Raw genomic sequence first — 15,387 nt, forward strand, 5'->3', positions numbered from 1 at the left:
TTCTAATTTCCCCCTGTCAGCTCACAAACATGATTCCCATCAAAAAAATATAAATAAACATGATCTACTTGTCTACCATTAATTTTCTCAATTGCTTCTTTATACATATCCATCTGCACTCGGTAACGCTTCTTCAAAATAGCCTCAGCACCAAGCCAGCCATTCTCAAATTTCCCAGTAATCTGATCCGTCTTATAATCAATAAGAATAAGCTGATCATCGAGCTCCACCAATACGTCAATCATCCCTTGAACAATAATCTGTTCCGTAGTCTCCACATCTGGATGTATCCGATTAGCAGGTATTTTGTAACTGAATGGTATTTCCCGTAGCGTACAATCTGGATAAGCAAGCATTAATTGACCCAATTCCGTATCAAAAAAGTTCAAAATAGAATCGACTTGTATCGATGCCACCTGCTCCTCATTCATAACCTCCCTAGACACAAGCTCATCAAGCAATGCCTTCATCCCAGCGGCAGTTGGCGCATCCCTCAAAGAAAGAGCCTGCATCACCGTATGCATCGCTGTCCCTCGCTCCGTTGCCGTCAGTCGCTTCTCTTGCAAAAACTTCGGCCGCTCAAAAGACACAGGTTGCGCACTTCTCGTAAACCGCGTATCACTAAAGCTATCCACAACCGAAAATTGTCGCTTCACCTCCGTCACAGATTGCTTAGACCTAATACCCGTCTCCTCAATAAAACCATATCGAAAAGAAAGACGTTCCTGAATCTGCTCAAAATAAGGCGATTGCTCCGCTGCTCCCTTACCATTCTTCACAATATCTAACCAACTCGAGTCTTGCTTAGCCTCTGCATCCACAGTTAAAAACTCCTGATAACCATGTTTCTCGATCAAAAGACGCATATTAGTGGACAATCGAACCGATCCAGAATCATTTCCATTTTCCATCTGTTCCATATAATCTGGATGCCTCACAAAAGCACTACCAATCCATTGCAAATAATTTTTAGCCTGAAACCTAACGCTCGCCGGTAACATCCAATCCTTCTCCGTCAAGTTTTGTTCCCATTGCGCAACAGACTTTTCAAGACTCGGAACCGTTCCAACCAGAATCAACTTCTCCTCAGCACGAGTTAGCGCCACATATAAAACGCGCATTTCCTCTGCCATCATCTCAGCAATCTTTTTATACTTTATCGCTTGTTGCATAATCGATGGGTAAACTAAACGCTTCACAGGATCATTATATCGCGTAGCAAAACCAAAATCCTTATCAAACAAATATTTATTATAAATATCCCGCATATTAAATTTACGGTCCAAGCCAGATAAAAATACAACAGGAAACTCCAACCCCTTACTCGCGTGAATCGTCATCATTCGGACAACATCTTCCTTCTCACCCAACGTTTTGGCAGCTCCCAAGTCCTGTCCCTTTACCTGCAACCTCTCCACAAATCGAATAAATCGGAATAACCCACGAAACGCCGTCTTCTCATACTGATTCGCGCGATCCAACAAGGCCCGCAAATTCGCCTGCCTCTGCTTTCCACCTGGCAAGCCACCGACAAAATCATAAAAATGCGTCTCCTGAAAAATTTGCGCTATCAAATCAGCCAAATCTTCACGCATCGATAGTTCCCGCCACTTACTTAACTGACGTAAAAAAGCCTGTAACTGCGAAGCCAATTCCCCTGGTTCAGAAAGCGCATATATTTCCAAGGCCTCAAAATACGGTTTATTTTTCCCGACAGAACGAATTCGAGCCAAGGCATCTTCATCTAGACTAACAATCGGTGAACGCAAGACGGACGCAAGCGGAATATCTTGATATGGATTATCAATAATTTTGAGCAGAGACACCATAATCGCAACTTCTGTAGCCTCAAAATATCCAGAATTATTATTCGCGTAGAAAGGAATATCCAACTCCTTCATCGCATCCTCCATATCAGGCGCACTTGTAAGCGCTCGTGATAAAATAACGATATCCCGATACTCCATCGGACGATACTGCTTCAACCCCTTATCAAAAACAGGCGTCTTTTCATCAATCAGCTTGGCTATTCGCTTCGCAATATAACGAGCCTCCGCTTGCCTTTTTTGCAATTGTTCAGGCGCTAATTCATCCACCTCATCCGATTTCTCATCCTGCTCCATATCAATCAAAACAAGCTCCGTCTGCGTACTATCCGAATCCGGAAAATGAGCACCTAAAACCAATTTCGCCTGTTCATCATACTCAATTTCCGCCACTTCCGTATCCATCAACTGATTAAAAATAAAATTCGTCGTATCCAGCACATCCGAACGACTTCTAAAATTCTGAGATAAATCAATTTTCAACCCAGTCCCATCACCATCCCCCGTATAACGCTTATACTTCGCCAAAAATAAACCAGGTTCCGCTAAACGAAAACGATAAATAGACTGCTTCACATCCCCGACCATAAACAAATTACCATCTGCCTCTGTATCCGCCGTTACTAAAGATAATATTCGCTCCTGCACCATGTTCGTATCCTGATACTCATCAATCAAAACCTCTTTAAATTTCTCTTGATATCCCAAGGCAGCATTAGACGGTGCCCCATCCTGATCAGAATGACTCAAAATACGTAACGCCAAATGCTCCAAATCATTAAAATCAAGCATCCCCCGCGAAACCTTCTCCTGATAGAAACGAATAGCAAACTCTTGCGTAAGCTCTATCAATGTCACAATTGTATGCTTCATTTTCATTAAATCCGAAATATAATGAACTCCGTCTCGCGAAAACCACTCACTACCTGCATCTGTCACCGTTTTTTTGGCCTGATCACGAAGTTTCTTCACTTGATTTATCAATACTTCGTCGTATAATTCTTTATTTTTTAAGGTAGCAATCCGCTGAAATTTAACAGCCTTCCAAGCACTCGTCAAACTTTCCCAATCACAATCTAACGCTTGCATCAAACTCCGAATCTGTTCCAAATCACTCTCAAGCGTCACTAAATAAGGCTCAGGACCTGCCGAATCGCCACATAAAAAAATCGCATGTTTCAAAAAATGCTCTGCCTGTCGCAACTCCATCATCAATTGCTTTTCAATAATAGGATAAAAAGGCAATCCCGCGACATCCATTATTTCGCCGACATCATAATTAGCAATAATCGAATCTAACCAAGCCTCCGGGGAAGGATGTGCTCTTGAAAAATCATACAATTCCCCGACAACTTTTCCAATATCATCATCCGATCGATCCCCAGAAAAAGTATCTACCAACTCAAAAAATGCAACATTCTCAGCATTTCCATAGTGCTCCTCTAGTAATTTGTCCATCACTTCATCCCGCACCATTGCACTCTCAATCGGTTCAATCAAACGAAATTCAGGATCGATATCCGCCAAGTAATAATACTTTTTTATCACATCTAGACAAAAGGAATGCAACGTAGAGATAGAAGCATAATTAAGCAAAGCAATCTGCCGCTTCAAATGCGAAGATGACTCATCCACTAATAAAGCATTTTCAACTGCCTTACCAATCCTAGCCTTCATCTCAGCAGCAGATGCATTCGTAAATGTCACAATGAGCAATTCATCTACATCTATCGGATTCTCAGGATCCACAATTTTCTCAATGACTCGATTCACTAAAACAGCCGTCTTACCAGATCCAGCAGCAGCAGCAACAAGAACATTCTGACCACTCGCATACATCGCCTTCCACTGATCATCCGTCCACACAGCATTCTCTGGCTTTGTCGGAATTATCCTCCTCATTCCTGCCCCTCCTCACGCATTTTCCTCAAAACATCTTCCCTACTCTGATTCTCTAATTTACGATATTGATTATTCTCAAGCGACGCATCAAACTGACAAACCGATCGAAATACACAGAGTTGACAAGGCGTCCGCTCCTTCAATTTATAAGGATTAATCGTTACTTCCCCATCAATAATCTTATTCCCTGCCTTTGTATACTGGCGACGAACGTACTGGCGCATCGTATCAAACTCTGCCCTCGTCGCTGTAGCCGAATGCGCATTAAAATTCCCATCCTTTTTCAACCCAGTAGGTATCACAGAAGACGTTTTCCCTGCCTCTAGTTCCGTATCCATAAGCGATACCGCCAAAGTATCGTCCAGCACTAACCCTTTCATCCGAAAACTCTTCAACAATTCTTTCTCAAGCTCTGTTTCCGTCAATTCCTTGTCTGCACTAACAAGCGGATTATGCATATGAAAGTATAAAACTCCCGCAGGCTCAGCCACTTTTCCAATAAGTTTAGCCGAATTCTCCACGACAATATCTAAATAGGTCAGCATCTGCAAGGCAAGTCCATAATAAACTTCCGTCATCGGCAAATCATGCGAGCTTGACTTATAATCTATAATTCTCAAAAAAGTGCGCTCATCCTGCTCCGCCTCATCAATTCTATCAATGCGCCCCTGTAAAATGAGTTCACGCCCATCATTAAGCGGCAATTTCATAGGTGGTATTTCCCCCTTCGCTCCGAAATCAACTTCTAGTCCAACCGGCTTAAACCGACTAATTTTAGCTTGCTCATTCAACACACGCGTCGCCCTAATAATGATATTCAAAAGCTTATACTGAATATATTCCAATCGCTTCGTACTGAGCAAAATTTCATGTTGTAACTTTGGCGCCAAATACGCCATAGCAAGCGTTGCCAGCTCCATGCATTGCTCCACAGATAATTGACCCCACTCTAAGTTATTCTTTTGAAGCTCTGCCGATATCCACTCCATAGCCCCATGAAATATCTCACCAATATCCACAGATTGCAGTTTATAATGCGCCCGCTCCTCCAGTTTTAGACCATGTTGCGCAAAATGCTGAAAGTGACAACTATAAAAACGCTCCATTCTCGAAACACTTGCATGAATATTTTCACCAAACAAGGAGGTTGCAGCTTCTTCTGAAATGTTCTTAGCCTTATTTTGATAAAATAAACTTCCTAAAATTCGTAAAGCAGGATTTCTCCACTCCTCATCTGATTGGAAAAAGGCATAAGCATCCCACCATACAGGAGACATCTGGTACCCTTTTTTCTTATATTGCATTTGCGCTGTTAAAAGCGCTATCGTAGCTCTTGGTGTGGAAATATAAGAAGCCTGCTCCAAATCACTCAACAAAGAAGGATCACTCAAATAAAGCTCTCTCTTCACCTCTGGAAAAATTGTCTCTATTCTCCTAATATAGCTTGATTCAGACAATTCCTTCCCATTCTCATCTGCGTTAGGAAAGCTAATAAATAAACGCTCTGAGGGCAGCGTAAACAGCCGATAAGCCACAAATTCTTCGCTTGAGAGCATATTCTTACTACTAGGTCTAACAGCAATTCCCGACTGATTTAAAACATTCCGATCTTCATCCGATAAAATGCCACTCTCCTCTTTTTTCATTGGCAAAACACCATCATTAATCCCTGCAGCAAAAATAACCTTCTTATTTAGTAATCTCGAATTATCTATATCCGCAACAATAACCTGATCTAATGACGGCGGTAACAAAGCAAAATCGAGAGCATCAAGCCCTGTATTAATAATATCAAAGAAAGTATTAAGAGATAGCTCCTCATCTCCCATAACCTCTACAAACTCATCTAATAACGCCACAACAGACTTCCAGGCCTGTTCATGCTCTTTTGCCAACTCTAATTCATTCATTTCCTCCGCATGCTTGCGCCACATATCTAGCCGACCATCAACTTGCACATCCAACATAAATTGAAAAAGTGCACTTGCCTGTTCCACACCATTACCAGCTACCTCTAACCGCTTCTCTAGCGCCATTAACGGTACTTTTATGTGCTCCCTTACTTCATTAATCGTAGCCTCTTTCGCCTTCTCATCGTCTGTTTGTACGCCTTGATTCAAATCCAATCCACGAATTTTCCGGTAACTCCAAGGTCGTTTATCCATCCATCTACGTTTATTATAAATTCCATTCTCCAGTATATAATTCTCAAAAATATCGACCTTTCCTCTATAAGCACTACTACTTACATCTAGCGGAAAGAAAAATTCCGTTCGAACAGCCTGAAATACAGCTTCATACTGCCAATTAGTACGAAGAACATCTAAACTAGAACGAAGAAATTCAACCATTGGGTGATTAGCCATCGTTCGTTTCTTATCGATAAAATAAGGAATATCATTCGCATTTAAAGAAGCCTTCAAAATCGTCTCATACACCTCTGTATTTCGGAGCAAAATAGCCATATCCCGGTAACGATACCCCTCCGAAGCTAACTGCCTTATATGCCTCGCAATCCCATCCATTTCAGCACGTCGATTATTCGCTTCATAAATAGCAAGACTTGGCGTCTCATTCGCATAGGCCTTCACGGAGAACTCCCCCCATGTCTCCTGTAAATATGCTAAATCATTATTTTTAAAGCGTTCATTATTTTCTAAAACGATATCAGGTAATATTTCACAAGCCCCATTCTGAGCTATTTCTTTTAAATTGGCATATGTCATACCTGTCACTTGAAATACATTATACGCCTGTAAATTATTCACACTATATGCTTCATCCAAAGTCAAAGCGATGGTCACATTTTTACAAACACTAAATAATTCCCCCAAGACCAAATATTCTTGTGGCGAAAACTCATGAAAACCATCAATAAAAATCTCGCATTCCGCTAAAAAATTGCTATCCGAAATCGCATCTCCAAGCAGTCTCAAATAATCTTCATTCTCTAAATATTTCCCAGACAATACACGCTTATAAGCATCATAAAGTAGCGCTATATCAGCCATCTTATTATTCAAATCTGCACTATTCTCACCATCAAAATTCTGTAACTCTTCTTGCTCCACACAAAATTGCTTCATCTCTTTAAAAATTTGCTCCAACTCTTTAATGAAACCTTTTTTTGAAGCATTCCGCCCAAATAACTGTAACTCATCTTGCTTCTCAATCATTATTTTACGAATGACCATCTCTAATCCTGAATCCGTTAAAAATGTTCGAGCCAAGCCACCACTCTCTTGCAAAATCCGCCAAGCCAAACGACTAAAACTAAAAATTTGCGTGTGTAATAACCCAGAGACACTCTCCCGTTCAAAAAACGCCGTCTCGATTTGCAAAGTCATCTGATCTGGGACTAAGAAAATACAATTCCGCTTCTCTCCCGCTCCACTCATTCGCTCTTCTAACCGGTCCATTATTAGTACCGTTTTCCCAGTACCCGCGCGCCCTATAATAAATTGTAGACTCATTTCTCCACCACCGAACGTATGTTTGTTTTATATCATAACACATATTAGCCAACTAGACCATACTTATTTTAAAATCCTAATTTCAGTCTATCACTATAATCGAATTTCAACAAATAACACATGAAAAAACTAGAGCCAGATTGACCCTAGTCCTCACGTTATTTATTTAAAAGGTCAGCATTTCCTGCTGCATTCCGTTTAATTTCTCTGTCAAAAGATAAAATTTCTCTTTATCGTTATTGTCTAAAACAACATCGATTTCATCTTTCAATTGTTGCATCCTGTGTTCGTCAAGGAGCATTGTCATGTAGCACTCAATAAATGTATTCACTAACTCTTTTTCTCCTTTTAGAACTCCAACTTGATTAACTAATGAACTTGAAAAATCTCGCATTTCCATGACTGATCACTCCTTCTTAATTTTTTATTACCACAATGAAAAAGTAGAAATAAGGGGTTAAAAAGTCATATTCTTTATAAAAATAGAATTTTTAGAAAAAATAGTGACTTCGGGAATTAGCTGTGCTATACTCAAGCTAGCAAATGAGATGCAACATAGACAGATAGCTTCAAAGTAGGTGTACCTAAGATTTTTCAAAAACAAACCGGATATTCCATAACCTTAACTCGGTGCATTTACACTACTTATATACATCAAAAGGAGTGACATTATGTCGAAGAAAATGAAAACGCCAGTGTATGAGGTCAATCCCCATACCATGATAATCCTGCCTCTAAAAACAAAGTCAGGGGTTCAATCAGAAGTCTTTGAATTAAACGATCATCGTATATCTAGTTTTACCCCATTATTTCTAATTAAAACAAGCTGCCAATATTTTGGTTCAAGCTACGAAGGCAGAAGAGAAGGAACTCGCTTCTTGACAGGCGTCACACACAAGCCGCCAATTATGATTGATCCTGTTAGCTTCACCTATGCCTTTCCAACAACCTCAGCAGGAAGAGACGATTGTATTTGGATTTTTCCGCAACACATCTCGGAATATTACGACTCTAATTATAATTGCACAACCATCCGATTTAATAACAAACAAAAAATAAAAATATCTGTATCATTTGCTACTTTCAATAATCAGATGGCCAGAGTTTCTATGCTACACATGAAATTTTCTCAAAAAATGCGTAGTGTAGAGACAGAGTATCCCTATTCCAATCTTTTATTTCCACCTATCTCCCTAGCAGCTGAGAATAGAGAACCTTATAATCTTGAGGAAATCAGCGAGGTTAATGAGCATTTCATTGACTTTAGTTACCCTGATACACCCCAGCAAAAAAAGGAGAACAAAAAGAAAGAAGATAAGTAAAAAAACAAGGCAGTCACTTTTTTCCGGTTTGTGACTGCCTTGAATTTAAATATTTCGATTTCCCAAAGCCTCTGAAATTCTTTTCAAAAGTAATAATTCTTCTTCCGAATAGGAGTAGGGCAACTCTAAGTACCACTTTTCTAATTCAGGATTTCCAATCAACGGGAAAGCATTCACCGAGTTTTTCTCCCTAAGTCCAGCCACATCGTCCAATAAAAAATCCGTTGTTGTACCTAATTCGTCTGCCAACTTAGCAAGAATAAATATTGGTGGTCGATGATTATCGTTCTCATATTTACTAATTGTAGAAGATGTTACACCAATTTTCTCTGCTAACTGCTTCTGCGTCAATTGATGTTTCTTTCGAAGTGAAATTAATTTTTCTCCAAAGTCCATACCCTCACCCCTTCCTATACTCTTATTATAGCAATGAACGACAGTTATTTCGACTAATAGTATATACAAAAGAAAAACCGCCCTATCACTAGAGCAGTTCTTTCTATTATTTCGCTTTCTTCCAAAAACCATATATTAACCCAGAAACGACTGTCCCTATAAGGATTGACAGCAAGAATAACATCGGATGATTTGCCAGTCCTACAACGAATATACCACCATGTGGCGCAGGAACATTAATTTGCCAGAACTGTGTTAAACCTCCAGCAATTGCGGAACCCAGAACACACGACGTAATCACACGCAATGGATCTGCTGCTGCGAACGGAATAGCGCCCTCTGTTATGAATGACAATCCTAGCACATAGTTCGTTAAACCAGCTTGGCGCTCATCCTGTGTAAATTTATTTTTAAATATCGTTGTTGCCATTGCAATAGCGAGCGGTGGAACCATCCCACCAGCCATTACAGCTGCCATAAACGCCCCGTCAGTATTACCAGTCGTCGTAAATACACCTATCGCAAATGTATAAGCAGCCTTGTTAAATGGGCCCCCCATATCAATTGCCATCATCCCGCCTAATACAGTCCCCAGAATAACTGCATTTGTCGTTCCTAAAGACTGCAGTTGATCTACTAAGAACTCATTAATTGTTGCAAAAATAGGATCAAATATAAAGTACATTAATCCGCCTGTAATCAGCAATCCTAAAACAGGATAAATTAAAATCGGCTTCAAACCCTCCAAAGTTTTAGGCATTTTGGAAAATAGAATCTTCAAACCTAGCACAACATAACCCGCTAAGAAACCTGCCAGCAAGCCGCCTAAAAATCCTGCATCTGACGTCGCTGCCAACAAACCACCGACCATACCTGGCATTAAACCTGGACGATCTGCAATACTCATGGCAATGAAACCAGCCAATATCGGAATAAGGAACATAAAGGCTCCGGTTGTTCCGCCACTAATCGCACCCAACATATCTGTAAAAACTTTTGCACTAGGGAAATACTGTTCTAACAAAAATGAAAATGCTAAAAGAATACCACCACCAACAACAAACGGTAGCATATGCGAAATACCATTCATTAAGTCTTTATAAATACGACTTCCAATCGAAACTTTTTGTCCATCGCCAGCGGAACTGTCCTTTTCACCACTATGATGGTATATAGGAGCTTGTTTAGCCATCGCCTTATTAATCAGCTCTTCTGGTTTTCTAATACCGTCACTTACAGGCGTCTCTAACACATGCTTACCCTCAAATCGAGCCATTTCCACTTTCTTGTCCGCGGCAACAATAACACCAGCTGCCCGTTCAATTTCATCTGCCGTCAGTTTATTTTTCGCACCATCCGAACCATTCGTCTCAACTCGAATATCGACGCCTATCTCTTTTGCTTTATTTTTTAGGGCATCCTCGGCCATATAAGTATGCGCAATTCCTGTAGGACAAGCTGTTACCGCCACTACAAAAGGCTTATCTTGAGAATCATCACTGTTTTCAATCACTTCTGGCGTTCCCACTTCTCCTTGCGCCTCATCAAATAAAGCTATTACTTCCTTATTAGATGTAGCATCGCGTAATTTACCAACAAAATCGGGATGAATAAGTAACCGAGATAAGGCAGCCAATGTTTCCAAATGTGTCTGGTTCGCACCATCCGTCGCAGCAATCATAAAAAATAGAAACGCCGGTTGTCCATCCAATGCATCATAATCAAGCCCATTCTCACTCTTAGCAAATATTACAGTTGGTGTATTGACTGCTTTCGTCTTAGCATGAGGCATCGCAATACCATCACCTATACCTGTGGAACTCTCCTTTTCCCGCTTCATAATCTCCTTTTTAAAAAGTGACGCATCATTAATTTTTCCCTTTTCATCAAGTTTTGCAATCATTTCATCAATTGCGCCCTCTTTTGTCGTTGCTTTTAAGGAAAGGATCATCGTGTCTTGACTCATAATATCAGTTATTTTCATAATGTAAACCTCCCAATTATTATATCTCTGAAATTTTCACTTCTGGAATTAATTTTTGAACAGCCTCATAAGTCGCCAAATCCGTAGAAAAAGCCGTTGCACTACCAGTAGCCACTGCAACTTGGAATGATTCCAGTACATCTTCACTCTCCATATAAGTACCTATGAAACCACCAATCATGGAGTCCCCGGCACCAACAGAATTTTTCACATTGCCAAGTGGCGTATTAGATTTATAGACCTTATCCTCTACAAATAACAAAGCTCCATCACCCGCAAGCGATACAATAACATGCTTAGCTCCTAGCTCCAAACACTTCTTACCATAAGGAATAATATCATTTATACCTTGGAATTCAACCCCGAACAATTCGGCTAACTCATGATGATTTGGCTTAATAAGAAATGGTTCTTTTCGCAAAGTATCCAATAAACTTGGCCCAGTCGTATCAATCACAAATTCTACATCTTGAGCTTCACATTTTGCAATAATTCGATTATAAAAATCCGCGCCTAAAGAAGGTGGTATACTCCCAGATAAAATAACGATATCCCCATGTTGCATCCTATCAAATTCCTTAAAGAAAGCCACTACTTCTGTTGAATCAATCGTCGGACCCATCCCGTTTATTTCAGTTTCCTCACCATGTTTCAGCTTAACATTGATTCGTGTATCATCAGCAATACGCGTAAATCTATTTGTACTTCCCTCTTTTTCTAGCCACTGTTGAATAAATTCCCCTGTAAAACCACCCAAGAAACCTAGAGCACAATTAGCAACTTTTAATTGATTAAGTATCCGAGAAACATTTACGCCCTTGCCTCCAGGTAACTTGATGCTCGTCTTCATTCGGTTTAAATGACCTAAATTAAGATCATCCACCTCTACAATATAATCAATCGATGGATTAAGCGTCACTGTATAAATCAAACTGGCACCTCCATAATATTAGTTTTTTTCATTATTCCATATTTATCTTCCTTGCTAATAGCATTAGTAACCAAGACAGCATCTTCCAAATCAAACACCTTAGCAAAATGACTATGATGTAGCTTAGAACTATCAGCAACAATAAAAGTCTCATCAGAAAGCTCCATGGCCTTACGCTTCAATAACGCCTCCTCCATATCAGGCGTTGTATACCCATCAATCAAATGAACACCATTAGCCCCAATAAACGCCTTATCAAATCGGTAATTCATGATATTCTCTAAAGCAATTCCACCAATAATCGCCTTTGTTTTCGCTTTCATTTTCCCACCTAAAATATAGGCATTTAAATCCAAACTAACAAGCTCTTCCACGTGCATTAACCCATTGGTAACTACTGTAATATCACGTCCAACTAAAAACTCAATAATTTCAAATGTAGTAGAACCAGCATCTAGATAGATACAGTCCCCGTCGACAACGGTTGAAGCTGCTAATTTCGCAATATCTTTCTTCCAATGGACGTTTCTGACCGATTTTTCTATCATGCTCATCTCAATCGTCCTTGCTTGACTAAGTATTGCTCCTCCATGCACCCGCTTCAATACTCCCAAATCTTCTAATTCAGCCAAATCTCTTCGTATTGTAGACTCTGAAGAATCTGAAATCGCAATCAAATCCTTTAATTTAACGGCGCTCTTCCGCTTCAAAAGATCCATTATCAGTTTATGCCTCTCCGCGTTCAACATAAAATCCCTCCGTTCTTAAAAAGAATAACACCACATTCAGCCAAAGTCAATCACAATCATTCAAAAAAAACATATTTATATCTAGCTGTCGCATCCTTTGGCCCTCATTACTCAATATTAGAACCTTTTCAAGTATTTTATACACACAACTATTTTCTCATTCTTTTCTATATCCCATGAAATACGAGTATTTCATCTCAGTAGAAAGAGAAATAAGCATTTTATTTTACTATAATTTGATAGTGACAGAATTTGAAAGGTGACTTTTTAACTAATATACTAACACTATAAAATGTATTAGCAAAAAAAGCCCTCACATCGTGTTTTTTATCCAAAAAAAAACATTAAAAACTCCAGATTTTATTGCTAATTTTCCTCAAATATGGCGGAATCATGTCCTTATTTTTTTATAGTAAGGTACACTATGAATTAATACGGAGCAAAATTCTTGAAATAAACTGTATAAAACTTAACTTTTAAACGACAATATCAATTACCTATTTATTCTTTCTTTTTAATATATATAACTTATTCGAAATAAAGCTCTCGATTAAACCATCAAACAAAAAAGGTAAACATTCCCTTCCGAACATGGTAAGCGAAAGCATCTGTAGTGCTAATTAATCAACTTTATATTCTGACATGCTAGACCTTGAACTTTATAATGTAACCTGCTAAGACTGAAAAAGCATGTCTGCCCTCCTTGTAACACACGGACAACTCGCATTAAAGACTATCGTATGCAAACATTCTAAAAGTCACAGAAAAACATGCCTATGTACACTATTGAAAGCGTAGATATGTTTGTTTCTGTGGAAAATCATTTGATGAAACAAATCAAGGACTTGTTTCATGCTATCAGTATTTTTCGACGCTTTGGCATCAACCATTCCTTTTTTATAGTATCGCCGCTCTGTCTCCTTACCTGTACTGCCTAAACCTCATGAAGCCACCACACCTAAAAAAATAATGCGCCTTTTCGATACAATATAGACAAGCCTTTCTAGCTCACACCAGCCCCCCTAAAATAATCGCTATCGATGAGGACAAAGGCAAATTCCAACTCATCATCGCTGCCCCCATCACTCGGCGCCCCATTGATATTTTAGAAAATCGTCGTGCAAAGCCATTCAACGCTATTAAGAGAACGCGGGCAACAGGTAGAGATGGTTATCATGGATTTGAGATAGACCTTCAAGCTGGCTGTATAACCAGCGCTTGAAAAAGCAGTCATTATTGCAGATTACTTTTTAAGCGATCTCATAAACTGGACACAGCACAAAAAAGCATCATTCGCCATTATTTAAGTTTACATCCTGATTTACAAACGGCTTATACCATCAAAAAAGCCTATCAGGCTTGGTTTGATAGCAATAAAGTGCAAGAACGCCACGATATCCGCCAATTCTTAAATGATTCTCGTACAAGTCTACGAATTAAAAAGAGGCACGAACCATAGATTCCCTAGCTCGTTCTGGATAGGTTATACTAAATTGGACAATTAAATAAGGGTCTTTATAATAGATACTATAAAGAAGTAAAGGATGAAGTTTACAATGACAAAAAGAACGACGCGCCCTTCACACCCGAATTTAAAAAACAAATAATCCAATTACATGCAGCGGGAAAATCAAGAAAAGATATTCTAATCGATTACGAGCTTGCTCCCTCGGTCTTTGACCGTTGGAGAAGAGAATACAACAAGTCAGGTTCTTTCTTAACCAATGATAACAAGACAGCGGAACAAAAAGAAATAGAAGCTTTACGTAAACAACTTGCCCAGAAAGAGTTGGAAGTTGATATTTTAAAGCAAGTGGCGCTGATATTCGGACGAAAATCCAAGTAATCCAGCAAAACAAACACAAATATCCAATAGCAGCGATGTGCCGTATTTTAGGTGTTTCAAGGAGCACGTATTACTATCAAAAGTTGAAAAGATCAGAAGCTCATTTAGAGCAGGCGGTTATAGAGGAGTTTCATAAAAGCCGCAAAAATTATGGCACGCGCAAATTAAAAGTAGCCCTAGCCCTTTTGGGCTTTACCGTTTCCAGACGCAAAATTGCAGTTATCGTACGAAAATTTGCCCTTATCTCCAACTATACCAAGGCTACTTTCAAACAACATAAAACTAAGGTGAATGAAGCACCTGTGGCCAATGAATTAGGGCGTCAATTTGAACAAGTTGAGGCACGTAAAGTCATTGTCACCGATTTAACCTATGTTCGGGTAGGTGAAAAATGGCATTATGTTTGTTTTATTCTAGATTTATTTAATCGTGAAATTATTGGACACAGCGCAGGAACGAATAAAACAGCTGATTTGGTGAAGGAGGCTATCTACCAGATCCCTTTTCCACTTTTCAACGTCCAGCTTTTTCATACAGATCGCGGAAGCGAATTTGATAACAAGGTCATTGATAAGATTTTAGATACCTTTGAAATAGGTCGTTCTCTTAGCAATAAAGGTTGCCCATATGACAACGCAGTCGCTGAAAGTACGTATAAATCATTCAAGAAAGAATTTGTGTATCCAAACAAGTTTCAAACATTGAATCAATTGAAGGTACAGTTGTTAGATTATGTGAACTGGTGGAATCATATCCGCCTCCATGGCACACTTAATTACCAAAGCCCGGTTAGTTTTCGCATCGCGAAATCCGTAGAAAACATCGGCGTCTTCACTTAAGACAACTTGTTAATTCTGTTCAAAAAAGGGTTGCCATTCCAGTTTGATGTGCACCCCAAAAGTTAGACCAAAAATCTAACGTTTGGGGTGTTTTGCTGTGGCAAAATATGATGTATCAT

At 39.4% G+C, this 15,387-nt stretch carries 9 protein-coding genes and 1 pseudogene; 3 read left to right on the forward strand and 7 right to left on the reverse strand.

Annotated elements, in window-relative coordinates:
* Positions 1-2 precede the first annotated feature (2 nt).
* From addA to EP58_RS09180, 3 genes are all read right to left on the reverse strand, one after another.
* Positions 3-3,728, reverse strand: a complete 3,726-nt coding sequence (gene addA / locus EP58_RS09170; protein WP_036092744.1) for a helicase-exonuclease AddAB subunit AddA — start codon at positions 3,726-3,728, stop codon at positions 3-5.
* Positions 3,725-7,201: a helicase-exonuclease AddAB subunit AddB gene (addB, locus tag EP58_RS09175; RefSeq protein ID WP_036092746.1), complete on the reverse strand. Its 3,477-nt coding sequence runs from the start codon at positions 7,199-7,201 to the stop codon at positions 3,725-3,727. The genes addA and addB overlap by 4 nt, the downstream gene beginning before the upstream one ends.
* Before the next feature lie 166 nt (positions 7,202-7,367).
* On the reverse strand, positions 7,368-7,601 hold the full coding sequence (locus EP58_RS09180; RefSeq protein ID WP_036092748.1) for an IDEAL domain-containing protein: 234 nt from the start codon (positions 7,599-7,601) through the stop codon (positions 7,368-7,370).
* 268 nt (positions 7,602-7,869) lie between these two features.
* Here EP58_RS09180 and EP58_RS09185 point away from each other — a divergent pair, with 268 nt between their 5' ends.
* Entirely contained in the window at positions 7,870-8,523 is a 654-nt protein-coding gene (locus EP58_RS09185; protein WP_052164888.1) for a competence protein ComK, read from the forward strand.
* A gap of 45 nt (positions 8,524-8,568) precedes the next feature.
* Here the strand turns inward: EP58_RS09185 and EP58_RS09190 are convergent, their stop codons facing one another.
* From EP58_RS09190 to EP58_RS09205, 4 genes are all read right to left on the reverse strand, one after another.
* Positions 8,569-8,919 carry a helix-turn-helix domain-containing protein gene (locus EP58_RS09190; protein WP_036092749.1) on the reverse strand — a complete coding sequence of 117 codons (351 nt, stop codon included), beginning with the start codon at positions 8,917-8,919 and terminating at the stop codon, positions 8,569-8,571.
* Positions 8,920-9,025: 106 nt separating this feature from the next.
* Positions 9,026-10,903, reverse strand: coding sequence for a PTS fructose transporter subunit IIABC (locus tag EP58_RS09195; protein ID WP_036092751.1), 1,878 nt, complete (start codon positions 10,901-10,903; stop codon positions 9,026-9,028).
* 19 nt (positions 10,904-10,922) lie between these two features.
* Positions 10,923-11,834: a 1-phosphofructokinase gene (gene pfkB, locus EP58_RS09200; RefSeq protein ID WP_036092753.1), complete on the reverse strand. Its 912-nt coding sequence runs from the start codon at positions 11,832-11,834 to the stop codon at positions 10,923-10,925.
* Positions 11,831-12,583, reverse strand: a complete 753-nt coding sequence (locus EP58_RS09205) for a DeoR/GlpR family DNA-binding transcription regulator (RefSeq protein ID WP_036092755.1) — start codon at positions 12,581-12,583, stop codon at positions 11,831-11,833. The genes pfkB and EP58_RS09205 overlap by 4 nt, the downstream gene beginning before the upstream one ends.
* Before the next feature lie 1,249 nt (positions 12,584-13,832).
* Between EP58_RS09205 and EP58_RS17880 the strand changes: the two are divergent.
* Positions 13,833-14,042, forward strand: a pseudogene (locus EP58_RS17880) (transposase); the annotation flags it as partial.
* A 144-nt stretch (positions 14,043-14,186) separates the two neighbouring features.
* Positions 14,187-15,268 (forward strand): IS3 family transposase gene (locus EP58_RS09210; protein ID WP_103034936.1). Its coding sequence is split into 2 segments (ribosomal slippage): positions 14,187-14,421 and positions 14,421-15,268, totalling 1,083 coding nucleotides; the frame shifts between segments, so codons are not numbered across the junction.
* Positions 15,269-15,387 lie beyond the last annotated feature (119 nt).

Source organism: Paenilisteria newyorkensis (assembly GCF_000766145.1).
Taxonomy (GTDB): Bacteria; Bacillota; Bacilli; order Lactobacillales; family Listeriaceae; genus Listeria_A; species Listeria_A newyorkensis.